The sequence below is a fragment of the uncultured Fibrobacter sp. genome, from assembly GCF_947305105.1.
Lineage (GTDB): Bacteria > Fibrobacterota > Fibrobacteria > Fibrobacterales > Fibrobacteraceae > Fibrobacter.
The window spans coordinates 19625-43798 of sequence record NZ_CAMZCS010000020.1 but is presented as its reverse complement, the minus strand read 5'-3'; the positions used below and the strand labels follow the sequence as shown (position 1 = coordinate 43798).

Below are 24174 nucleotides of genomic sequence, written 5' to 3'. Positions count from 1 at the left end.
GTCAACTAGGGGAAAAGTGTCTGCATGCACTGGTTGAATTCGTCATCGTTGTCGTACTCGTAGCTATACGCATAGATGATTTCATCGCCGTTGGCGTCCACTTCCTCGTTATCAAAATGGAGATAATCCTTGTTTTCGGCCTTGCAAAGGTCCTTGGTTACATTTTGGACGCTCTTAAATTCGCTAGTACAGTTTTTTCCGTTACTGCTGACATCGACGATTACTTCGACATCTTGGCCTATACTGAATTTCTTGATGTTCACGCTGACCGTCTTGTCGCCAGCGCTAAGGGTTTCGCCATTTGAGGAAAAATCGGAAGAGGTGACGGCGGGGAAACGCGTTTCATAATCATTGTCACTTGTGGATTGGAACAGAGTCTTTGCCACAGGGAAACGGTCAGCCCCATCGCTTGACATGGCACGATAGAACATCATTCTATAATAGCTTGTTTCGTACTTGCGGTTTCGAGTATACTCGTCGTCTACATAAGACACGGAAACTGAATTTGACGAAATGATCATCTTGTCGGCATATTTCTGGTAATATTCAGAATCGGCATCCTCATCGCAAGAGGTTCTATCGGCGTCCATATAGTACGTGCAGGGAATAATCGTCCAAGTGCCAGTGATATCGCCGGAATGGCCACCAACAAACATTCTGCCCTCTCTTCCATATTTACCGTATTCTTCGCTCCAGAAGGAATAAACAAGAGTGTCCCCTACAAAACGGTACATCGCACGCATGGTTTCGGGCTCCGTCTTCACGTTTTTCCACCCCACCGACTCGCCATCCCAGATACATAAATTCACACTCGATTCGGACAAATAGATTGTAACAGTCTGCTCTTTCTTGTTCACGGAGATCCTGTAGGTTTCATACGAGCCGTCTCCCCCGCTCGAGCCAAAGCTAGAACTCGCATTGGTTCCGTTGTCGTCGCTGCAAGCGGCAAAGGTTAAGGCACCCACGAAGGCGCAGAACAGGGCCGAATAGGCTTTGAAAGACATTTTCACAGAAATCTCCTTTTTTTTGTTTACAAACTAAACGTAATTAAAAAAAATCAAAAAAGGAGATTTTTTTTCTTTTATTCCAAAAAAAAGAGAACCCCGCTCAAGCGAGCGGGGTTTCTTTGTAAAAGATTTCAAGCGGAAGCGCGGAAATCAGGTTGCCCGGAGGCTGTTACGTCCGCGCCACTAACGCTTAGCAGAAATCAATTACTTGGTGATGACGCGGGCCATTTCGCAAACCTTGTTGCTGTAGCCCCATTCGTTATCGTACCAGGCGCAAACCTTCACGAAGGTCGGGTCGAGCTGGATACCAGCCTTGACGTCGAAGATGGAAGTGCGAGCGTCGTTGCGGAAGTCGGTAGAAACGAGAGCTTCGTCGGTGTAACCGAGGATGCCCTTGAGTTCGCCTTCAGAAGCTTCCTTCATGGCCTTGCAGATTTCTTCGTAGGTAGCCGGCTTTTCGAGTTCGGCAGTGAGGTCGACGAAGGAAACGTCAGAGGTCGGAACGCGGAGGCTCATACCAGTGAGCTTGCCGTTGAGGGACGGGAGAACCTTACCCACGGCCTTAGCAGCACCCGTAGAAGACGGGATGATGTTTTCGAGGATGCCGCGGCCACCGCGCCAGTCCTTCTTGGACGGGCCGTCGACGGTCTTCTGCGTAGCAGTAGCAGCGTGAACGGTGGTCATGAGGCCACGCTTGATGCCGAACTTGTCGTTGAGGACCTTGGACATCGGGGCGAGGCAGTTGGTGGTGCAGGAAGCGTTGGAGATGATGTCCTGACCGGCATAGGTGGTGTGGTTCACGCCGTAGACGAACATCGGAGTAGCGTCCTTGGACGGGGCAGACATGATGACCTTCTTGGCACCGGCCTTGATGTGGGCGCGGGCGAGTTCGTCGGTCAGGAAGAAGCCAGTGGATTCCACGACAACGTCAACACCGAGGGCACCCCAAGTGATGTTGGTCGGATCCTTTTCGGCGAACACCTGAATCTTGTTGCCATCGACGATGAGGAAGTTGCCTTCGAAAGACACGTCGTGGTTGAACTTGCCGTGCACGGAGTCGTACTTGAGCATGTAGGCGAGGTAGTCAACGTCGAGAAGATCGTTGATACCGACAACCTGAATGTCGTTTGCGAAGTTTTCCACGGCGGCGCGGAACACCATACGGCCGATGCGGCCGAAACCATTGATACCGAGTTTGAGAGCCATTATTGGATCCTTTTTTTGTTTGTTGTGAAATTGCTTCACCCCGCTTTTTGGGGCAGGATGGTGCGTTGTTGGCTCCAAAGATACAAAAAAAGGGGGCCTTTGTGTAGTTCCGGAAGCAAAAAAAGGGCAAACCGGCAATGGAGGATGAGGAAATACTAGTAGTCCTTGACGCAACGGACGGAGAGGGCATTGCACTTCTCATCTACATTCAAGCTACATGGTTGATATCCTTTATATTCTCGGTCTCATAATCTAGGTTTTCTGCCATCCAGGTATAAGCTCCGATAGTTACCGTCTTGTAGGTTTTACCATCGCGATCGTCTATCAATATGCCGTATTCGCAATCATCAGTACTATCTGTTTTGCAAGGTCCAGCCAAATTCGTTGTAACATCCATTTTATCAACAATATCAGGAAGCTCCGGGGCACCATCAAAAGCCATTTCTGACTCTGAATCCTTGATACAACGAATAAAAGAACCAGTAGCAGAAAAGCCAAAATCATCAGTGCCTTTACCATTCCAACCATCAACAGACTTAAGCACGTGAGCCGTATACATATCAACATACCAAGGATGGCTACCGAATTGAGTATCACCAGCTACCGTTGAAAGCAAAACACCCCATTCAGCATTCATCGGCAAATGCCAGCCTTTAGGACAGGTTCCGCGTACAGGATCTCTAGGCGTACAAATCTTCCCAACTCCGCACCCTTTGCTATTTGTAGAAAAAAATCCAGCGCTGTCAAATGCCGAGCTCCACAGGTATAGACGTCCATACTTATCGCAAACATATTCACCAGGATCACTTTCGCAAAAACTGGACGAATCCAGTTCAAACGTCTTTCCAGGGTAAGCATAGTTTAGATTTTCGGCCATCCATATCTGGTCACCAATCGTCACAGTCCTATAAACATGTCCATCGCGAAGGTCCGTCAAAGTATTGTTTTCCGCATCGTAAATGCTGTCTGCAGAAATACCTTTCCCTTTGCCCGACTTGCTCTTAGTAGACTCATTTTTTTTATCGCGGATTTTCCGAATGGACTCCGTCAACGCGGCGTCCACGGCCCAGTCAGCGCCATCGCAGGCGTAGGCCTTTTTCTCGTCTTTCACGTAAGCGGTCGTACTTTCGCGCGCATCGGTGCATACCGGCAAATCATCGAAAGAAGATACAACCAGGTCAGACATTTCGGCAAGCTCAGAGTCCTTGAGTTCCGTGTCGCTACTGGAATCAGCAACTGCAGAGCCACCGCTATCGCAGGCGGCAAGAATGGTTAATGCAAGGAGCCCTACCAGCGTAAGGCCTTTCGCTCCAGCCATAAAATCACACAATCGCTTCATTTTACCCCGCGGTCCAAACCGTCATTGAATATAGAATCTTCCCTTCGCCTCCGCATTGTAAAAAAAATAACAGATAAAAAAAAATCGGAAAAAAAGTCGGCAAAAACGTCTATAGAGGATTAGGGGCCAGAATCTAGACTCATTTATTATCAATAGGGAGAAACGTTATGAACCGCAATGAAGACAGGCTAAAGAAACTGCTTGACAAGGACTTTGCAAAAGATGTATCTTTAGAAGGGTATACCGATATCACCAAGTTACCCAAAGAAAAGGTCCTCAAGTTGAGGGCGCAAGCCTCAAAGGATTTTGCATCTGCATGATTATAGCAAAGAGCCTCCCGACGGGGGGCTCTTTCGTTACATTCTTCCTTAATTTTTTATTTTTCGCCCTATGAGCGATTCGTCTAAAATTTCACGTCACATTGTCCGTTTTTGTACTTCCCTGCTCGGTTTTTCCGTCCTGGTTTCTTGTGCCGGGAACCCGGCTCCCACCACCGAGCCCGAAGCGCAACAGGGCAGCTCCAACGCAAGCAGCTACTACAGCGACGACTACACAGCCGACTTTGACGGTTCATCCCTCCCGGCAAGCGGGAACAGTTCCGCAGGCATTTCCCTCAAGAATGGGGTCATAGATGCACCGGGCTACCGCTTTGAGCCTCCTGCAGGGAACTGGTCCATCATCGGCGGCGAAGACGGCGCCCCCTACGAATTCTACAACGCCGAAACGGGCCGCCGCGCCGTGCTCGTAGAGGTGGAGCTCCCCCAGGGCGAACCGATGCGCCTGATGGATCGCGCCCAGATGGAAATGCAGAGCTTCGAGTCCAGCGGCAAGAAGGCGACTCTCGCCGAGACCTACCCCGAGGAGGCTTTCGGGGTCACGGGCGCATTCTTCGACGTGGCCGGCAAGCGCTACGAAACGCCCTACGAGGCGGTCGGGCTTGTCACCGGCTCCGGCGGCAAGGTCTACACGCTCACGCTCTCGGCCACCGACGTGACGCTACCCGCAGGGGCGCTCAAGCAGGAATGGAAGGAATTTTTCGCCTCCTTCGCGATGAAGGAAACCACGCAGGAATCGGGCCCGGAACTCTCCCCGGAAACCATCCGCGAACACAGCAGCGACGCTCTGGGCTACCGCTGGGAAGTCAAGGACAACTTCTGGCACATCTGGAACGGCGTCGCCCGCCAGAACGAAGACCCGGATCTGGTGCTCAGCAACAAGGACGAAGACATTTCGATGTTCGTGTACGGCGCCATGGTCCCCAGCGACGAAGTCAGCCAATCCGACATGTTCAAGGTGCTCCTCACCCGCCTCGGCGTCGACCCGAATGAACCGAGCATGGATGTCCGCCGAGTCAAGGTCGGCGACCGCTACGCCCAGGAATTCACGCTCACACACGTAGTGAACAAGTTCGACTTCTACTACAAGGGCCGCTATTTCTACGACGACGGCCGCGGCATCCTCGTGGTCAGCTGGACGCAGGGCATCAACAAGAAAAAGTACGAGAAAATCATGGACAACGCCGTCGAAGGCCTCAAGGTCGGTGCAAAGCCGAGCCTCGCCAACGACAAGAAGCAGGCGAAGTTCAACGCGGCCATCATGAGCCAGGTCGGCCTGTTACGCCTCATGGAAAACCAGCCGCTCGTCGCGCTCAGCTATTTTGAACGCGCGAACAAGATGGACCCCGAAGAACCGCTGTACCTCATCAACTGCGGTTTCGTGTACCAGCTCAAGGAACTCTACGGGCCGGGCATCAGCTATTTCACGAGCCAGATGGATCTCGTGCGCAAGAACGGCAAGCTGCTCTCCATTCTGGGCGAAATGTACGAGGCGCTGTTCGACTACGGTCACGCCCGCGAATGCGCCGAAGGGGCGCTCCGCTACACGCCGAACAACCCGGAATACGTCATCAACCTGAGTGACGCGCTCTGGGGACTCGGACAGCGCAACCAGTCGCTCATCGTGGTGCAGCGCCTGTACGACACGCAGCCCAGCAGCCGCCTGGGCGTCTACCTCGCCAAGACTTACATGGGCCTTGACCAGTACGCCGAAGCCGTCGACGTGCTCTATGGCGTACGCGGACGATTCGGAATGAGCGTGGACCTCGGTTCTACCCTCATGGACGCGCTCGTGTTCCTCGGCCGCTACGAGGAAGCCCGCGCCATCAGCGAAGAGACCATCGCCAAGGACCGCAACAACTACAAGACATGGACAACCCAGGGCAAGATCCTCTTCTATAGCAGGAACTACCGCGAAGCCGAAAAGTCGCTCACCAAGGCGCTTTCGCTCAAGCCCGACAACGAAGACGCCAAGAGCTTCTTGAGCGCCACCAAGGCGTTCCTCGGCAAGGCCGACAACCGCACGCTGCAAAAGCCCATCACCCCAGTCGAAGAGCGCACGGCAAGCATCAAGGGTCTGCTCTCTCCCGCCGCGAAGAAGGCCGGAACCGAGGGCGACTTCCCCGCCGTCGTGCATTACCACAAAGAAGCGCTCAAGGCCGAGAAGGGTTCCAACTGGGTCCGCACCGACGAGATGCTCATGGAAATCCTCGACCTGCGCGGCACGGCCATCTACCGCGAGTTCACCTTCGACTTCTTGCCCGGTTTTGACCGCATCTACATCAACGCGCTCGAAGTCTACGACAGCAACTGGAACCTGAAGCAGAAAGTCGGCCTGAACGGGGCCTACATCACCTACGCCACAGAAATCGGCGGCGGAAACGAGAGCCAGACGGCGCACTTCCCGCTGCAGGAACTCGAGCCGGGCGACTTTATCTACGTGCAGTTCAGCCGCACCAACATCGAGAACAAGGGCATGATTCCCTACACCGACTACGTAAGCAGCAGCGACGTGCCCGTGGGCAAGAGCATCTTCCGCATCTATGCCGACCCGAACCGCTTCGTGACCGAAGAATACGGCCCGCTCGAGAAGAAGACGTTCAAGGGCGGCGTGGAATGGAGCATCGAGAACCCGGTCATCGTGCGCAAGGAAATGTACATGCCGGTGTACCGCGACTTTGGCGCGGGCCTCATGCTCACCGGCAAGCAGGAATGGAAGAACGTAGGCGAAGATTACCAGAACCTCATCAAGCACCAGTTCAAGCAGGCCGTGAGTGTGCGCGAGAAGGCATTCGAGGTGCGCGGCAGCCGTATCGGCGACGAGGCCGTGAAGGCGATTGTCAACTTCGTGCGCCACGACATCCGCTATCGCGATGTCCGCTTCGGCGGTCATAGCCTTATCCCGCAGACCGCCGAAGTGACGCTCAAGGAGCGTCGTGGCGACTGCAAGGACATGGCCCTGTTGCTCAAGGAAATGCTCGAGGCCATCGGGGTCAAGAGCCACCTCGTGGCCATCCACCTCACCGAAGAAGGGTTCGAACAGCTGCCGACCATCCAGCAGTTCAACCACATGATTCTCTACATCCCCAAGCAAGACAAGATTAGCGAGCGCTGGATCGACGCGACCGACAAGACGGGCAACGACCGCCCCGTGCCGCTCGACATGGAAGGCAAGGTCGCGCTAATCATCGACGATGACAACAGCAAGGTCGTGACGACGCCTATCCTCGAAGACAATCAGGAACACCAGATTGCCATAGAGCACCGCCTCCACATCGGCACCGACGGAGCCTGCGAATTCCGCGATTCCGTCACGCTGCAGGGCAAGTTCGCATCGGCCATCCGCAATAAGTTCTTCAGCCACGACGTCAAGGAACAGGAAACCCTGCTCGAGGACTTCCTCGCGAGCGGAGTCCCCGACGTGAGCATCGGCAACGTAAGAATCGAGAACTTGAACGAGTTCAACAAGCCGCTGATCATCGTGAACACCTACGCCTCCAAGGGATACTTCGGCCAGGGCGGTTCCGAGCTCAAGGGCCGCTTCCCGAACGTGTGGGAACGCAGCCTGTTCAAGATTCCGAAGGTTTCCAAGCGCCACCACCCCATCCGCATGCCGCACGAGACGCAGTTCAGCTACACGCTCAAGGTCACCGCCCCGAGCGGCCACACCGTGACGGTTACACCGCCCAAGCCGTACCCGAAAACGCCGGACTACGTGAGCTACGAAAAAGGTAAGGAATCCACCAGCGGGACAAGCGCCGGCACCTCCATCCGCTGGACGACATTCGCCCTGTACGCGGACCCCGCCGAATACGAGAAAATCCGCGCCGAGTGGAACTACCTGCTGAGCGAAACGAGCCCGATGATTGTGGTGAAGTAGCGATGAGGTGTGAGCTATGAGGTCGGCGCAAGCGCCTTTGAGGTATGAGGTAGATAGTGGTTAGTGGTTAGTGGTTGGTGGTTAGGGGTTAGGGGGTGTATTCCGAGTTTGTCCTTTAACTGCTTACTAATCACCTGAAAACTCACTGCTCATTGCTCACTGCCCATTGCTCGAGCCTCGAACCTGGAGCCTGTAGGTGAGACGAAAGGAAAAAATTGTCATTGCGAGGGGCGAAGCCCTGAAGCAATCTCCGCCAGTAACCTGTCACCACACAGCCATCTACCATGTCAATTCAAATTCATAATAAATTTACCTCGAACCTGGAGCCTCGAGCCTACAATGAAATCCCTTATTCTCTCCGATATTCATGGTTCTGCGATTGCCGCGAGGCAGGCGCTTTCCTTCTTTGAAAAGTTCCGCTGCGACCGCATCTTTTTGCTGGGCGACACGCTCTACCACGGCCCGCGCAATCCGCTCCCTGCAGGGCACGGCCCTATGGGCGTCGTCGAAGCGCTGGCACCGTACAAGGAATGCATCACCGCCGTGCGCGGCAACTGCGACGCCGACGTGGACTTGATGATGCTCGATTTCCCTGTCGAGGACAGCTACACCGTCGTGGAAGACGCCAACGAGAATGGTGCATCTTGCCACCTCTTTTTGAGCCACGGTCACATCTACACGCCGGAATGTTTCCCCGCCGACGCGCTCCAGAGCCTCGCCCCGTATGCGCTGGACCTCGAAAAAGAGAATCCGTACCCGAAAATCGACGCCTACCTGTACGGCCACACACACATCTGGAAACTCGAAAAGAATTTCAAGGATGTCCTGCTGGTGAATCCGGGCTCCACGAGCCTCCCCAAGGGCGGCAACCCGCCTACCTTCGGGCTTTACGAGAGCGCAAGCGGAACATCCCCCGCCAAGTTCAGCATTCACAGGCTCAATGACGGTTGCGAACTCGCTAGCCAAACTATCGGCTAAATTGCTTTAAGACATTTTCTATCCGCGGGACCATAATGGCCGCAGCTTCGTTCAGCAAATGATCCTGGTTGTACGCAAGTGAATCGGGATAGTCATGCAGGCCCATCTTGTTCTCGTCCATAAAACGGAAATTGCCGTAGACATTTTCCAAATCCTTGAGTTCATTCAAGAGGCTGTCAGCTTCGCTCCGCCTAATGCCGTAACGGCCAAAAGAGCCCGTTTTCCTGTATCCGGGGCTCTGCGGGAACACAATCCCCACCACGTTCACGTCATGGAGTTTTGCAAGGCCAATCAGGCGTTTCAGTGCTTCCAGATTCTTTTTGTAATACTGCGGATAAGTATCTAGCCACGTGCTGTCATGTTCCACAGGAGGGTCTTCAAACCAGCCCATGCCGCTCAGGAGCCACTGCAACCCGCGATTTTTTGAATGTACAGTTTTGTCGAGGGCCACATAGAGGTTGTTTTCCGTATATTCCAAGAGATTTTCCGGGTAGCCGTCCTTCCAGAAATCATGATTTTCGTCGTACACGAATCCTGGATAAGACTTGTATTCGTAAGCAAAGAAGTAACTGTCCACATCGTCTTCGGTGCGCCACCACAAATCAATATCAAGCGAAACGACCACATACTTTAATCGGGACATGTGGTTCAGCACATAGTTCTCGAACAAGAAGCGATTCAGTTCCATATTGTCTGGAATGCACGACATATTGAAGGCGAAAATGCTGTCGCTAAACACGAACGGATCCAAGCCAGACGAGGGGCGCGACGAGCCAAGAATGATAAGATTCACGGAATCCCTATAGCGCCAAAACATTTCCATTTTTTCACGCAGTATCGAAGCGGCCGAACTGCCATTTTCTACGTAGTAAACACCCGCACTGTCCGGATTTAGAACAAATTCGCCATTCCCCGAAGATTCAATTTTTTGCATCCAAAAACTGGGATGCCATATTTCGGTCCCTGTAACGAGATCAGTCACCTTATTTGTCGATAAATCGACAAGGACAATCCTGGAATGCGCCCCGTTCACGTTCGTCAGTGTCGCAACAACCATGCCCGACTTGTAAGCCCATTCTGTATGGTCAAACGCATACCCGTCCGGTGCCTTGGCATACTGGACTAGGGCTCCCGTGCTATCGGCAACGAGGACGTATCCGTGTGTTCCATATTTTTGCCCGACAATTTCTTTCCCGATGGCACCGTCAAAATCCAGGAACAAGACGCGATTCGATCCATCTCCCGAGAGCGACGCATTGCAGGCCTGCGCCCCGTCAAACCACACTGTATCTTTCCCGTCTACCCGTACCCGAAGGAGCCTAGCCCCACTCACAGCCAAGGAATTCTCCGACGAAACCCCATCACGGTAAGCGCCATCAAAAAGCTTTTCCGGCTTCTTGAATTTTCCACCAGACCAGGCTACTTGCCATGTAGAAGCCTCATTCCAAACCGTTTCATCACTATTAATTCCGGCATTGGTCACATACACAATAACTGTATCACCCGAGGGCAAAATTCTCCACCGGGGAACCGCCGCCGATTCCATATCTAGCCGGAACACCTTCGTACTGTCTTCGTTCATGGAGCGCACATACAAACTAGACTTCCCTGAAGAACCCTCGTACTGTGTGCAAAAAGCGACCCAATTCCCGTCAGGTGAAATTTCAGGATGATAGACGTCAATCGTATCTTGAATTTCGAAATACGTCTGCCCGTCGGCAGCGAAATTGACAAGCACTAGGTTCCCTGTCATATCGTTCCGGAAAGCAAGCCGCATGTTGAATGTGCCCGTAATAGGCCTGAGCGAGGTTCCCGAGGCAACAACCTTAATATTGGACAACGCATCGGCACTGGACAGGCCACTCCATTCCGCATCGGGAATGCTTCCGTAACAAAGCCTAAACCCCAAATGGGCATAGCGGTTCGCCGAAAACACGGTATAGACATCGCTGCGAGAAACCACGCTGACATGCTGCGGATCGCTTCCGTAGTAGCCACCCTTCACAATCCGTTCGCCCAAGCGACCACCGTCTTTGCCACCCACGAAATTCGTGTAAACCGTATCGGCAAAATAGGAGAACCAATCCTGCACCCACTCGACCACGTTGCCTTCCATGTCACAAAGTCCCAGGCCGTTTTTCTGTCGAGAACAGACCTTGTGTATCTCGTAACCGGAATTTCCGCCGCTCCAGCTATTTTCCACATTCCATCCGTCCGATGCGGCAAACACCCATTCCGCCTCGGTCGGCAACCTATAAGCTTGAACTTCGGGATGGAATTCCAGACCTTCCAAACTCATGCAGTTTCCCAAGGAATCGAATTGTGCAGCCGTGTACGTGTAAGCCGTATCTAGCGACTCGGAGCGGCTTTTTGCATTGGCAAAGAGAATCGCATCAAAATAAGTCACGCTTGTCACGGGGAGAGAATCGTCAACGAACGCATCCGCAGGCCTTTTCAGCAATTTATAGAATTCACCACGGGTCACTTCGCTTTTGCCCATTGCAAAATCATAAGTAAAATTGACTCGCATCGCCGGAGATTCCTTGACGGAGGCTCCTTCGGCAGAAGTTCCTAGAAACACGGACTTCCCATGTGCGGCAACATAGACCATTCCACGGGGTGCTTCGAACTGAACTTTTCCATCATCAGACGAACTGTACATGCTGCTATTGGAACACGAAACAAGGCATCCCAAAAGAAACAAAAGAACAGGAAATACGAAATTCTTGACAGCCATCATGGACGAAAGATAACTTATTAAGGACTGGTTCCGACTTTTTTTATTTAAATTTTCAACATGGTTCTAAACGTCATCTGGCTTATATTCTTCTTTGGCGCGTTTGTCGCGTGCATGGTGCAGTGGCTCGCCTTCGGCGATACCGGAATCTTCAACAAGGCCATCCTCGGCGCGTTCGACATGTCGAAGACCGCGTTCGAAATCGCCCTCGGCCTCACGGGCATTCTTTCCCTCTGGCTCGGCATCATGAAAATTGGCGAGAAGGCAGGCGCCGTCCAGATTCTCGCAAAAATCGTCTCCCCGCTGTTCAGCCGCCTGTTCCCCGAAATTCCGAAGAACCACCCGGTCGTGGGCACGATGCTCATGAACATCAGTGCGAACATGCTGGGCCTCGATAACGCGGCCACACCGATGGGCCTGCAGGCGATGAAGCAGTTGCAGGAGCTCAACCCGAACGAAGACAAGACCGTCGCAAGTAACTCGCAAATCATGTTCCTCGTGCTGAACGCAAGCGGGCTTACGCTCATCCCGGTCAGCATCATGACTTACCGCGCACAGCTTGGGGCGGCAAACCCGAGCGACATTTTCCTCCCCCTCCTGCTTTCGACGTTCTTCAGCACCATGGCGGGTATCTTCGCGCTTAGCTTTTTCCAGAAGGTCAAGCTCAAGGACCCGGTGACGGTCGCTTGGCTCGGCGGGCTTTCGGCCTGCGTCATCGCCATCATGTTCTACTTCAGCCACCTCACCGCCGAAGCTATCGGCACCACGAGCCTCTTCATCAGCGGCATCGTGCTATTCGGCATCATCGTTGCGTTCCTCGGGCTCGCGGTGTACAAGAAAGTGCAGGCCTACGAAGCTTTTGTCGAAGGCGCTAAGGACGGTTTCCACACCGCCGTAATGATTATCCCGAACCTCGTCGCCATCCTCGTGGGTGTCGCCGTGTTCCGCGCGAGCGGCGCGATGGATTTGCTCATGAACGGGATTTCCTGGGTGCTTGGGCTATTCGGTGTCGGTAACGACGTTGTCCCCGCGCTCCCCACCGCATTCATGAAGCCCTTAAGCGGGAGCGGTGCCCGCGGCATGATGATCGACGCCATGAAGGCGCTCGGTCCCGACAGTTTTGCCGGCCGCCTCAGTTGCATGTTCCAGGGAGCCGCCGACACCACGTTCTACATCATCGCGGTGTACTTCGGTTCTGTAGGCGTAAAGAAGACTCGCCACGCCGTCACCTGCGCACTCATCGCCGACGCCGTCGGAGTAATAGCGGCGATAGCGATAGCGTATTTGTTCTTCCCGCCGGTATAGTGATTAGAGACTAGGATCTAGGGGTTAGGATCTAGGGGCTAGAATCTAGAGAAAAATGTCACGGCTTCGCCGTATGTTATTGACGCACGAAGTGCGTGATTCTTATGCACTAGCCTCTATTCTCTAGTCTCTAGCCTCTCACTACCTACACCGCTTGTGCTATCAAGAACCCAATGTATCCTACGTAAATGGCGAGGAAGGTCGTTCCTTCGAGGCGGTTGATTCGCCCGATTCGCAGTCCGTTCGCATCCAGGCGCTTCTTGCGCACCGGCAGCCCGAACAATAGCAACAACACCGTCAACACGGCCACCACGGGCAAGTCGCGGCTGAACACCAGCGGATCAACTGTGTGCATCGGAGAAATCGTCGACGCGATACCCACGACCGTAAGCGTATTGAACAAGTTAGACCCGACGATATTGCCAAAAGCCAAATCATTTTCGCCCTTACGGGCAGCGGCAATGGAGCTTGCCAATTCCGGCAGGGATGTTCCCACGGCCACGATGGTAAGGCCAATCAAAAGGTCGCTCACGCCGAGTGCCTGAGCAATTTCCACGGCACCCCAGACAAGGCACCTCGAACTCAGCACAAGCAAAGTAAGGCCGAGCAAAAGCCAGGCAATGGATTTCGGCAGCGAAGCCTTCCCGGACTCATCACCGTCATCGGCATCCATTTCTTGCGCCGAAGCCTTCTTTTTCGCCCGAAGTTCGCTCCAGATATTGAAGCCCATGATTCCGGCAAAAAGCATGAGCAGTACGACGCCATCCATGCGACTGATGGAACCATCTGCCGCCTCGATGATGGCAACAGCCGTCACCCCAATCAAAATCGGAACGTCGCGCTTCAATGCGTCACGTTTGACGATGACTGGAGAAATCAGCGCCGTGACGCCGAGAATAAGAGCGATATTCGCAATGTTGCTGCCGTATGCGTTACCTAGAGCGAGTTCAGGTGCGTTTTCCATCGCTGACAAGGCCGACACGACCATTTCGGGAGCAGAGGTCCCGAAGCCAACGATAACCATCCCGATAAGGAGCGTGCTCATTCCAAAGAAACGAGCCACGCCCACAGCGCCATCCACAAATTTATCCGCGCTCCAGACCAGGACGGCAAGGCCAAGAACAACAGCAACTATAGGGAGGAGCATCTATTACAGGTAGTAAGAAAGACCTATGAGGAAAGCAGACGACGAGAGGTCGCTCAGCTTGATGACATCGTCGTTGAAGGAATCATACAGGTCGGTGAAGCCCGCGTCAACACGAACGTTTAGAGCAATGTGCTTGGTAGCCCAGTATTCTATGCCGAACGCCAGGTCCCAGCCCATATTTTTGCGATAACCTTCGTCAAGCATGTCGATGCGTTCTTCATGCTTACGTCCGCCATCCTTCGAAGAAGAAAGTTCAAACTTGTCATACACGGCGAAAGACGCCTGGACACCAAAATCAAACATGAGGCCAGAATTGGGAGCCTTGATGGAGAACAGCACCGGGACATCGATCTTGCGCTGTTTGAATTCCAGATTGTAGACTGTCACAGTACGCGTATTGCGGTCGTCGTAGTGCAACGTACCACCGGCCAAGCTCTGCTCATAAAGGACACCAATTTTCATGGCCACGGTGTACTTATTCAACGGCAAGACAGACGAAAGACCGACTCGCCATGTGAAATCGTCAAAGGAGTTGTCGTAATACCCGTAGTCGTTCAAGAAATACCCACCGAGGAAAGCCTGGGCACCAACGGTGAATCTCAGAGGGAACAAGCCGCGAAGTTCATCGAGCGTGACCGTATCTTCGCCAGACCTTTCAGCCACATAAACTGTCTTGACAGGAACTGTGGTGGTGCGATAGACAACAGCCGGCTGGAGCGTATCGGGATCGATACGGCGCTGCTGCGTAGGAGCAGGGGCCGAGGCCACGGGGGCCGGTTCTGCCGGAGCAGGGGTTTGAGCGACAGGAGCGGCAGCATCGGCGGCGCGGACGGCCGTCGGGGCAACCGGTTCAACAACAGGTTCTTCGGCCGGGGCGGCAGGGGCCTGCGCCTCGGGAGCGGGAGCAGCCGCGGGTGCGGCTTCGGCAGCGGGTGCAGCGGCAGGGGCTTGAGCCACAGGAGCAGCAGCATCGGCGGCACGGACTGCGGTCGGTGCCGCAGGTTCAGCGGCAAAAGCGAACGCGGACAACGAAAGAATAGCTACAATGGACTTGATTTTTATATTCATAATTCACTCCATTTTTATTACACACGATTATTATAGCAATTATCAAACAAAAAAAGCGACTCTGCACCGCTAAAAAACGCCCTGAATACACTTTTATTCTAAATTTTGGACGTATGAAACTCAATATTATTTCTTCCGAATCCGCAAAGGCCCAAGAAAACAAGGCCTACGCTCTATTTTTTGTCAAGCAGTCCGTCCAATTTTCCAAGGTGCTTACCGAAGCCGGTAGCGCCCAAGTGGAATCCGTCCTCGAAGGCATGAAGGACGGACCCTTCGAAGACCTTGAACTTTTGGAAATCGACGGAGACAACACCCTGTTTGTCGACGCCGCCAAGGAACGCGGGCTATCGAACCTCGACCACCTGCGCATGGCCGCCTACCGCCTCGCCGGCCGCGCCATGAAAAAGCAGATTCCCTGCGTGAGTATATTCCTCGCCGACGCCGCCGACGAACAGTTCAAGGCCATCGTCCACGGTCTACATTACGCGAACTACAAGTTCGACGCCTACAAGAGCAAGCAAAAGCCGAATTTCCAGGTCACCTACGAAATTATCGCCGGTGAACACGTCGCCGCATTCAAGAAAATCGCCGAAGAAGTCGCCGTCGAACAGAAGGCGGTGACCCTTGCGAAGAACCTCATCAACACTTGTGCCGCAGACCTCTACCCCGCCGAATTCGTCGAGAACGCAAAGACGATTGCCAAGTACACGCCGGGGCTTTCCATCAAGGTGCGCGACATGAAGCAGCTTGAAAAAGAAGGTTTCATGGGCCACGTGACCGTCGGCAAGGGCAGTTCCCGCGAGCCCTACATGATTACGCTTGACTACAAGCCCGCCAAGCGCACATCCAAGGACCACCTCGTCATCGTCGGCAAGGGTCTCACGTTCGACACCGGCGGACTTTGTCTAAAACCGCCCAAATCCATGCCCGAAATGATTAGCGACATGAGCGGTGCGGCCACCGCACTTGCCGCCATCCAGGCCATCGCAACACTCAAGCTCCCGATCCACGTAAGCGCTGTCTGCTGCCTTGCCGAAAACGCCATCGGCAACAAGTCCGTATTGCCGGGAGACATTTTCAAGGCCAAGAACGGCAAGACCGTCATGGTCGACAACACAGACGCCGAAGGCCGCCTGGTTCTCTCCGACGGACTTGCCGAAGCAGGTGAAATCGGAGCAACGCACATCGTAGACCTCGCCACCCTCACGGGCGCCATGGTCCGCGCCCTCGGCTACGCCGTCGCCGGGTTCTTCAGCAACGACGACGACCTCGGACTCAAGGTCATCAACTGCGGCGAAGCCTGCTGCGAAAAGTTCTGGAGCATGCCGCTCGAAGAAGAATACGCCGATGCGCTCAAAGACAAGTTCGCCGACCTCAAGAACACCGGAAGCGATGCGGGAGCCATCTCCGCCGCCCTCTTCTTGCAGGAATTCGTACCCGAAGACACCGCCTGGGCCCACTGGGACATCGCGGGAACCGCCTTCGTCGACAAGAAGTGGAAATACACCGAATACGGTGCGACCGGATTCGGCGTGCAGACACTTATCGAGCTTGCTCGCGAAATGAGCGCTGCCGAGTAAATTTCTATCTTTGTTCGGGAAAGGAGATTCCCGGCCAAGCCGGGAATGACAGTTTAAAAATTCCGTTTTTCACGAGAAAGCGAATATGAAGAACGTTGATACGATTGCAGTTTTGGACTTTGGCGGGCAGTACGCCCACCTGATTGCTAACCGCGTGCGCCGCCTGGGCGTGTTTACCGAAATCCACTCCCCCGCCGCTCCCGTCAGCGAACTGGAAGGCGTGAAGGGAATCATTTACAGTGGCGGCCCCTCCAGCGTGTACGCCGCGGACGCCCCGGAATACAATCCCGAAATTTTGAACCTCCCGGTGCCGAAACTCGGCATCTGCTACGGACACCAGCTCATTGCCCAGCAGCTGGGCGGTCACGTGGAACCGGGCAAGGTCAAGGAATACGGCATCGCCGACCTGATTGTGGGCGACGAAAAGTGCCCGATTTTGAAGGACCTCCCGAAGGCCTCCCCCATGTGGATGAGCCACGGCGACCAAGTCACGAAGCTCCCCGAGGGCTACAAGATTGTGGCCAGCACCAAGGACTGCGAAATCGCGGCCGTCGCCTTCGACAGTGACAAGCCCGAACGCCAGATTTTCGGTATCCAGTTCCACCCCGAAGTCACGCACAGCAAGTTCGGCATGAAGTTGCTCGAAAACTTCATCGACTTCACCGGCGCGAAGAAGACCTGGAACATGAAGAGCTACCTGCCGCTCATCACGCAGCGCATCAAGGACCAGGTCAAGGACCGCAAGGTGTTCCTGCTCGTCTCCGGCGGCGTGGACTCTACCGTGGCATTCGTGCTCCTGAACCGCGTACTCGGACCGGAAAAGGTCCTCGGCCTGCACGTGGACAACGGCATGATGCGCCTCGGCGAATCCCAGAAGATTATGGATTTCCTCACGAAGGAAGGCATGAACAACTTGAAGGTGCGTGACGCAAGCGAGCACTTCCTCGCGAAGCTCAAGGGCATGACTGCGCCGGAAACCAAGCGCGGCATCATCGGCAAGGAATTCCTGACGGTGAAGGACGAGGAAATGGCGAAGCTCAACCTCGATCCGAACCAGTGGATGATGGCGCAAGGCACCATCTACCCCGACACCATCGAAAGCGGCGGCACCAAGAACGCCGACAAAATCAAGACGCACCACAACCGCGTTCAAGAAGTTTTGGACCTCATGGAAAAGGGCCTCGTGCTCGAACCGCTCGCCGACCTGTACAAGGACGAAGTCCGCGCATTGGGCGAAGAACTCGGCATCCCGCACAACCTCGTGTGGCGCCACCCGTTCCCGGGTCCGGGCCTCGGCGTACGCCTGCTCTGCAGCGATGGCGTGCTCGCCAGCGACATGGTGAAGTTTGAAGACGTGAAGGATACCGCCGGTCAGTCCCTCGCCGACTACCTGAAGGCGAACAACATTGCAGGCCGCCTGCTCCCCATCAAGAGCGTGGGCGTGCAGGGCGATGGCCGTACTTACGCACAGCCGTTCCTCATTACCACTCCGGGCCTCTCCTGGAAGGATTGCGAAAAGTTCTCGACAGAACTCGCCAACCGCTTCAAGGCCATCAACCGCGTGATTTACCAGATTGGCAGCGTCGCCGACGAAGATCCGAAACTCGTGGAACAGTTCGCCACCCGCGAAAACTTCGATACGCTCCGCAAGTTCGACAACATCTGCACCGAATTCCTGCAGGCCAACGACCTGTACGAAAAAATTTGGCAGATGCCGGTCGTGCTCGTCCCGCTCCGCACAGCAAACAAGCCCTGCATCGTGATGCGCCCGGTGAACTCCACCGAAGCCATGACCGCAAACTTCGCCGAAATCGATCAGGGATTGCTCGCCGGTCTCTGGCGCAAGTTCGAAGCCGAAGGTGCTGGCAGCCTGTGGTACGACGTGACGCACAAGCCGCCCGGAACCATCGAGTGGGAATAAGCGGCTTGTAACTTTGCACCGCCCGTTCCACTTTGTGTGAACCACGGTTCCAAACCAAGTTTGCGAACACCGAGAGTCAATCTCGGTGTTTTTTTTGTTTGCAACGGGTTTGAAACAGGGTTTGAAACAAGGTTTGCAACCAGGCTCTAGCCCAGATTACAACAGGGTTTGAAGCGATTGTTAGAACCAAAGGGGCCTTCTTTTTGCAACGAGCTGGCAACGATGGTTCGGGATGACGTTGAAAACAAAGTTGCAAACGAAGGGTGCAAACCTGGTTGGAACGAACGATTACACATGTTGGAACGAAGGTTACAAAGGTACATAGAGGAAATCAGCTCACCCCATTTTCGGGATTTCGGGAATGGCTTTTTTGAGCAAATTTCAAGGGTTTTCTGCAAAGACCACTTATCGGTTTCCCGAATTTCGGCCCGAATTCCGCAAAATTTTCCCGAAATCGGGAAAAACCATGCCTTTTTCGGGAAACTGGGAAACAAGGAAAATCTCTCTATGATGCGCAAAGACCCCAAATGTAAATGTGAGAAACGGAGTGTGACTAAGGCAGCTTCTGTGTGCCGCCTATATAGCAAGCTCCAATCAGTCTACCTGGACATCTTGCAAAAGACGGACTCAATAGAAACCATCCAGTGCAACGTCCCCCTTGATGGACTTAGTGTAGGCGCCTACACCAGCGATTTCTTATGCAAATGCAAAGATGGTTCATTCCTTGTCAGGGAATGTGTCGAGAGAAAATTCCTGGCTAAACCAATGACCATTGCCTTGCTCGATGCATCTAGGGAATTTTGGAATAAAAGGGGTATCTCCAACTGGGGCATCGTAACCAACCAGGAGAAACCTAATGTATAGCACAAATTCTCTATGGGATAAAAACGGCACAATTTACCGTATCCTAGAAAACGATGATAACAACGGTCTATTGGTTATCAACTGTATTCGTCAATGCAATCCCATGTTCATTCTAAAAGAGCAATTCGAAGGCGCCAAACAAATAACTGAAGACGAACTCCAAGCCAGAGCAAAAATTGAGCTAAGAACAGACTTAAATGAAAAGGAACTGGCAGAAACAAACAAAAGATATACACTCATAAGCGGAATAATCCCAATAATAGGCGACTCTCAGGAACGCTGTTCCATGCTTCGACAGATAGCCAAACTTAACGGTTACAGTATCCGTGGAGTCAAGAAATGGCTCTACAGATACCTCGCATTCCAGAACAAGGCAATCCTAGCCCCAAAAAAGGCACAACAAAAAGAACTTACCCCAGACCAAAAGAACTTCCGCTGGGCATTAAACAAGTTTTTCTACACCAGACATGGTAAAAGTCTAACTGATACGTATTATTCCCTAATTAAGGAACGATACTGTGAACCCGACGGTCAAATAAAGGCCGACAGGCCTTCGATTCACCAATTTCGCTACTTCTTTTATAGAAACCGAAAAATCCAAACGGAGCTCATCAGCAGAGGCGGTCTAAAAGACTATCAAATGAACCATAGACCTTTGCTTGGAAGTGGCGTTCAGGAATTTGCTCCGTGTATCGGAACGGGAATGCTGGATTCCACTATATGCGACATTTACTTATGCAATAGCCAAGGGATTGTCATAGGAAGGCCGATTCTCACAGCCTGCATTGACGGCTACAGCGGGCTTTGTTGCGGCTATTATCTTGGTTGGGAGGGAGGAATGTACAGTGTTCGGGAATTGATTTTGAATATCATCGCAGACAAGACTGAACTCTGTAAAGCTTTCGGAATCGAGATAAAGGACGAAGACTGGCCCTGCAAGGAATTGCCCTCCATCATGGTAACAGATAGGGGCTCAGAATATGCAAGCTTTAATTTTGAACAGCTGGCAGAACTGGGGGTAACAATCATAAACCTTCCACCATTTCGTCCAGAACTCAAGGGGCGTGTCGAAAAATTCTTTGACTTGATTCAGAATGCCTATAAGCCCTATTTGAAGGGAAAAGGCGTCATCGAATCAGATTTTCAAAAACGTGGTGGTCACGATTACAGGAAAGACGCCTGTATCTCATTGCATGATTTTGAGACCATCATCATCCATGCAATCATTTTCCATAACACCAAAAGAGTCCTCAAAAATTTCCCCTATACAGCCCAAATGCTTGATGAGAAAACGCCTCCGTACTCTGCCAGCATTTGGGGATTTCAAAAGAAACATGGATTAGGGAATCTCATCTTTGCATCACCCGAGACCATCACAGCGCTCCTGTTGCCTAGAACTACGGGGCATTTCACCCGAAAAGGTTTAATTGTGAACGGCCTCCGTTACGGTTCAGATGGATTTGTAGAACGTTTCCTCAAGGGTAACAAAGTCAATGTCGCTTTTAATCCCGATAATGTCACCTATGTGTACCTAGTCGATGAGAATTTCAGACGGTTTGAACTTATCGACACACAATTTGACGGGGCCAAGCTAGACAGCGTGAACCAAGCAAAAACAGCACAAAAGGAGCATGTCAAACATTTTTACGAAGAATCCATGCAAGGCCGAATCAACCTAATCTCCCACATCCAGACAATCGTCGAACAGGGCGCCATAAAGCCTAAAAAATGTCTCAAAGCCATCGGGGAAAACCGACGAATCGAGAAATACGAAACCCATAAAGACATCATCACGGAGGCAAAGAATGACAACTAACATTAGCTCAAAGCTACCAAAGCTTTTGCTTGGGGATGATTTAAGTCTAGCCCTTACCAGGCTCCCCCATTATGACCGAGCTGCAATAAAAAGCATGTCCGCAAGCGAACGCCTGCTAAAGCTTACAGACATCTATAAGGTCTTTATACCCTCTTCAATGACCTTTGAAATCTATCAGAAACTCTATATGATGGTCTCAATGTCGCTCCAGCAAAAAGGGTCCATCGATTCCATCAAGCAAAGAAACGCCACGTACAAGTGGGCGCACGGTGGTGAATTTCAGGGAGTTATTACAGGCGCCACAAGCAGCACGGTCATTGGCTCCAGCGGAATTGGGAAAACTTCGGCCATTCAATACGCCACCAAATTACTTGGACCAGTCATCGAAAGTGACGACAACATTCACAGGATAATCCCCGTCCTGATGGTATCTTGCCCATTCGACTGTAGCTATAAAGGCCTACTATGCCAAATTCTCATTAGCATCGACGAAATCCTGGAAACACACTACTACGAACGTAGCGAAAAAAGCAAGATGAACTCGCAGCAAATACTTGGGATGGTTTGCCAAATTTGCCATTTGTATGTGGGGACTCTTATCATAGATGAAATACAATTTATTGTGGAAAGCAAGTCAGGAAAATTGCTTTATCAGATGATTTTACAACTGATAAATACAAGCTGCATATCTGTTCTGCTCGTAGGAACAAACGAATGCCTAGACTTCTTTACCCAGGCGCCTCCCTTGACAGACTCTGCAATTCGCAAGCAATCGCAGCCGTTCCCGTCGAAATGAAAGGATAGGCCAGACCTTCCCTTTTTCTTCTTTTGGAGGTCGAAAACAGGGGTTTAAGAGCCTTTACGGCAACTTTTTTGCATCAAAACAGGGCTTCTAAAAAAAAAATGTTAGAGTAGCCTTCAAAAAGCGTACTTTTATTGGGAAAAACAAGACCCCTCATGGAAGTCGGGAACTCCCATGGGGGGATATAACTCCGAATGCTTTTCGGAAGGATGTTTACTATGAATATGAACCAAAACATGACCCAGCACCTTGACCTCAACTACTGCCCCCCACCTCCTCCACCTATCCCCGTTTTCGAGGAAGAACTCATCGTTTTCAATGCTTGCCCCACAAAAAAGTTCACAAAGTTCCAGAAGGGCTACACTGACAAGGATGGCAAGTTCCACAAGTACGTGAACAGATTCATTTCGCATACTCCTAAGTTAAAGAAGAACGGTTCTTCAAAGATTTACAAGGTCCACTTCAAGGGGAACGTTTATCGATTCTTTGAGCTTATGTTACTTCTTTCTGATTACGGTCTGACCTGGATGAGGAACAGATGGTGGTATAGGAATGAAGAAACTGGTGAAAACTACCACCCATCAAACTTTATTCTTGTAGATTTCGATGATTTGGGCATTCAAACGGGCGCTGAACTCAAGAAATGCGATTATGACAATGCGAATACATGTTTCGTCATTGAATCATCCTCTAATGAAACTGTTTTTTATTATGAAGAGGAGTATATCGAAGAATTTGGCGACAACATCGGGCGATTTGTGGCGGAAGACATCAACGGCAAGACTAAGTTCCATGTATTCCTAAAAACAGCCCCTTTCAACTACGACAACGAAACCTTGAGACAAAAAGTCACCGAAGAGACAGGCTACATATTTGGCCACGAGGTTATAAACACAGCCAAAGAAGCAAGAAAGAAACTGGAGGAGGGTCTCCCCCTAACATACGATGATAAATACGCCCTTGAAACCGCCTGGGACCCCCAGGCCGCCTACGTGACGCAGAAAACGTTTTCGGTCCTTAACTCAGCCCTTCTAGACAAATACCCCGAACGCTTTCACCTCGCATACCAGGCAGAAAGAGAAATCGGCCTTGTGTACACATTGAACGATTTCCCCTCCATTTTCAAGGGATTAGCTGAATGCGTAACCGTCGAGCCTCTCCTCTCCTTCCCCAAGCCCCCCCTCACACATATTAAACAGCAGCAAGATATAGCAGAAATTTCCCTAGAAGAAAACTACGACAACCCCAAAGCGAACCCGCAAGTAAATCCTCCCTATAATCCCCCTGTGGATGCCGAACTCCCTCCTCCCTCCCCCCTCACACATATTAAACAGCAGCAAGATACAGCTGACTTCAAAACATGGTTTAGTAAACGGGAAAAGTATTCTGACGCCCCTTTTATTCTGATGTCCTCATCAAGGATTCTTATGGAAATCGTAGATAAAAGGAATTTGCCTCGGGAAGCAAGTTACCCAATAGCCCACTGGGGCAACATTTACCTGAATCAAAACTTGCAAAGACCAATCAAGGTTGGGGCAAGGCACAAGAGAGTTGACCTTCAAATCATAGCTCTGTGCTACAACGCCCGTGCATTGGCAACCTATTTCGACATTGATTTAGACACAGATTCTACGCTATCCTATGACGGAATCATCAGGCAAGTCAACTGGATTGTCCAAAGGACAACGGAGCTTTCTGGAGCTGATGAGCGAAACCCAATGGACTTTACCTGGATAGCCCAAAAAGTTTATCATTGGCTCTTTGTCGCCACAACGGAAGAAATGACCAAGGCGCTATCTACCTCACTGATGAGAATGGACAAACGAATCGTCCCGAATTGGGATATAAACATCAGCGAATTTGAGCAGCTATGCAGTTCCGATTCTTCTACCAAAGAAGAATGTTTCAAGGCTGCAAATGCAAAATGGAGAATTTCAAAAGCCGTTTTCAACGGTTTATGGAGGAAGGCCGGAATCGCCCAAAAACAAGCCCATAGGCCCAGAACAAGGCGAAACATGTGTAAGGTCCCTTTGCTGATGAAACCCCCGCAAAAGGCGCCTAGCAAGGCGTAAGAAGCTACACACACTAGCTAAGGCGACATGGAGGGAAAACGACCCCTCCAGAGACCCAAAACAGGTTTTAACTACTGTATTTCCGCCATACGTACGAAAAACCACTCGCTTTGGGTA

15 protein-coding genes and 2 pseudogenes are annotated in these 24174 nt (G+C 52.0%); 10 read left to right on the top strand and 7 right to left on the bottom strand.

All coding sequences use genetic code 11. The features are described 5' to 3' along the window. Window positions 1-5 precede the first annotated feature (5 nt). The 4 genes and pseudogenes from Q0Y46_RS09975 to Q0Y46_RS14950 form a co-directional block, all read right to left on the bottom strand. A complete protein-coding gene (locus Q0Y46_RS09975; RefSeq protein ID WP_297947078.1) occupies window positions 6-1010 on the bottom strand; it encodes a hypothetical protein in 1005 nt (334 codons plus the stop codon). Between the two features lie 201 nt (window positions 1011-1211). Then, a complete protein-coding gene (gap, locus tag Q0Y46_RS09970; RefSeq protein ID WP_297947076.1) occupies window positions 1212-2213 on the bottom strand; it encodes a type I glyceraldehyde-3-phosphate dehydrogenase in 1002 nt (333 codons plus the stop codon). Between the two features lie 244 nt (window positions 2214-2457). Further along, window positions 2458-2547: pseudogene (locus tag Q0Y46_RS14955) on the bottom strand (FISUMP domain-containing protein); the annotation flags it as partial. A gap of 144 nt (window positions 2548-2691) precedes the next feature. Then, window positions 2692-3399, bottom strand: a pseudogene (locus Q0Y46_RS14950) (FISUMP domain-containing protein); the annotation flags it as partial. Window positions 3400-3719: 320 nt separating this feature from the next. Between Q0Y46_RS14950 and Q0Y46_RS09960 the strand changes: the two are divergent. The 3 genes from Q0Y46_RS09960 to yfcE all read left to right on the top strand — a co-directional run bounded on the left by Q0Y46_RS09960 (window position 3720) and on the right by yfcE (window position 8745). Beyond that, entirely contained in the window at window positions 3720-3872 is a 153-nt protein-coding gene (locus Q0Y46_RS09960; protein ID WP_297947072.1) for a hypothetical protein, read from the top strand. 70 nt (window positions 3873-3942) lie between these two features. Continuing rightward, window positions 3943-7767, top strand: coding sequence for a DUF3857 domain-containing protein (locus Q0Y46_RS09955; RefSeq protein ID WP_297947070.1), 3825 nt, complete (start codon window positions 3943-3945; stop codon window positions 7765-7767). Between the two features lie 339 nt (window positions 7768-8106). Then, window positions 8107-8745 carry a phosphodiesterase gene (gene yfcE, locus Q0Y46_RS09950; RefSeq protein ID WP_297947068.1) on the top strand — a complete coding sequence of 213 codons (639 nt, stop codon included), beginning with the start codon at window positions 8107-8109 and terminating at the stop codon, window positions 8743-8745. Here yfcE and Q0Y46_RS09945 read toward each other — a convergent pair. Beyond that, entirely contained in the window at window positions 8735-11485 is a 2751-nt protein-coding gene (locus Q0Y46_RS09945; RefSeq protein WP_297947066.1) for a TIGR02171 family protein, read from the bottom strand. The genes yfcE and Q0Y46_RS09945 overlap by 11 nt on opposite strands. 57 nt (window positions 11486-11542) lie before the next feature. On the opposite strand from Q0Y46_RS09945, the gene Q0Y46_RS09940 reads away from it, so the two are divergent. Further along, complete coding sequence (locus tag Q0Y46_RS09940; RefSeq protein ID WP_295684994.1) at window positions 11543-12787, top strand: spore maturation protein; 1245 nt, start codon at window positions 11543-11545, stop codon at window positions 12785-12787. Window positions 12788-12932: 145 nt separating this feature from the next. On the opposite strand, the gene Q0Y46_RS09935 is transcribed toward Q0Y46_RS09940, so the two are convergent. Next, entirely contained in the window at window positions 12933-13934 is a 1002-nt protein-coding gene (locus Q0Y46_RS09935; protein ID WP_297947063.1) for a calcium/sodium antiporter, read from the bottom strand. A gap of 3 nt (window positions 13935-13937) precedes the next feature. Continuing rightward, on the bottom strand, window positions 13938-15002 hold the full coding sequence (locus Q0Y46_RS09930) for an outer membrane beta-barrel protein (protein WP_297947061.1): 1065 nt from the start codon (window positions 15000-15002) through the stop codon (window positions 13938-13940). A gap of 113 nt (window positions 15003-15115) precedes the next feature. Here Q0Y46_RS09930 and Q0Y46_RS09925 point away from each other — a divergent pair, with 113 nt between their 5' ends. The 6 genes from Q0Y46_RS09925 (at window position 15116) to Q0Y46_RS09900 (ending at window position 24057) form a co-directional block, all read left to right on the top strand. Beyond that, window positions 15116-16582, top strand: coding sequence for a M17 family metallopeptidase (locus Q0Y46_RS09925; protein WP_295684984.1), 1467 nt, complete (start codon window positions 15116-15118; stop codon window positions 16580-16582). A gap of 85 nt (window positions 16583-16667) precedes the next feature. After that, the gene (guaA, locus tag Q0Y46_RS09920) at window positions 16668-18503 is read left to right on the top strand and encodes a glutamine-hydrolyzing GMP synthase (RefSeq protein ID WP_297947059.1); all 1836 of its coding nucleotides are present in this window, start codon (window positions 16668-16670) and stop codon (window positions 18501-18503) included. A 168-nt stretch (window positions 18504-18671) separates the two neighbouring features. Beyond that, entirely contained in the window at window positions 18672-19367 is a 696-nt protein-coding gene (locus Q0Y46_RS09915) for a hypothetical protein (RefSeq protein ID WP_297947057.1), read from the top strand. Beyond that, window positions 19360-21183 (top strand): Mu transposase C-terminal domain-containing protein, encoded by a 1824-nt coding sequence (locus Q0Y46_RS09910; RefSeq protein ID WP_297947055.1) that lies wholly within the window; start codon window positions 19360-19362, stop codon window positions 21181-21183. The genes Q0Y46_RS09915 and Q0Y46_RS09910 overlap by 8 nt, the downstream gene beginning before the upstream one ends. Window positions 21184-21370: 187 nt before the next feature. Next, entirely contained in the window at window positions 21371-21979 is a 609-nt protein-coding gene (locus tag Q0Y46_RS09905; protein WP_297947054.1) for a TniB family NTP-binding protein, read from the top strand. A 224-nt stretch (window positions 21980-22203) separates the two neighbouring features. Continuing rightward, complete coding sequence (locus tag Q0Y46_RS09900) at window positions 22204-24057, top strand: hypothetical protein (protein WP_297947052.1); 1854 nt, start codon at window positions 22204-22206, stop codon at window positions 24055-24057. Window positions 24058-24174: the final 117 nt, after the last annotated feature.

Coding starts and splice junctions, on each gene's coding strand:
- Q0Y46_RS09940 (WP_295684994.1), top strand. CDS start 11,543: ATGGTTCTAAACGTCATCTGGCTTATATTCTTCTTTGGCGCGTTTGTC.
- Q0Y46_RS09935 (WP_297947063.1), bottom strand. CDS start 13,934: ATGCTCCTCCCTATAGTTGCTGTTGTTCTTGGCCTTGCCGTCCTGGTC.
- Q0Y46_RS09925 (WP_295684984.1), top strand. CDS start 15,116: ATGAAACTCAATATTATTTCTTCCGAATCCGCAAAGGCCCAAGAAAAC.
- Q0Y46_RS09945 (WP_297947066.1), bottom strand. CDS start 11,485: ATGATGGCTGTCAAGAATTTCGTATTTCCTGTTCTTTTGTTTCTTTTG.
- yfcE (WP_297947068.1), top strand. CDS start 8,107: ATGAAATCCCTTATTCTCTCCGATATTCATGGTTCTGCGATTGCCGCG.
- guaA (WP_297947059.1), top strand. CDS start 16,668: ATGAAGAACGTTGATACGATTGCAGTTTTGGACTTTGGCGGGCAGTAC.
- Q0Y46_RS09900 (WP_297947052.1), top strand. CDS start 22,204: ATGAATATGAACCAAAACATGACCCAGCACCTTGACCTCAACTACTGC.
- Q0Y46_RS09960 (WP_297947072.1), top strand. CDS start 3,720: ATGAACCGCAATGAAGACAGGCTAAAGAAACTGCTTGACAAGGACTTT.
- Q0Y46_RS09905 (WP_297947054.1), top strand. CDS start 21,371: ATGATGGTCTCAATGTCGCTCCAGCAAAAAGGGTCCATCGATTCCATC.
- Q0Y46_RS09930 (WP_297947061.1), bottom strand. CDS start 15,002: ATGAATATAAAAATCAAGTCCATTGTAGCTATTCTTTCGTTGTCCGCG.
- gap (WP_297947076.1), bottom strand. CDS start 2,213: ATGGCTCTCAAACTCGGTATCAATGGTTTCGGCCGCATCGGCCGTATG.
- Q0Y46_RS09955 (WP_297947070.1), top strand. CDS start 3,943: ATGAGCGATTCGTCTAAAATTTCACGTCACATTGTCCGTTTTTGTACT.
- Q0Y46_RS09910 (WP_297947055.1), top strand. CDS start 19,360: ATGTATAGCACAAATTCTCTATGGGATAAAAACGGCACAATTTACCGT.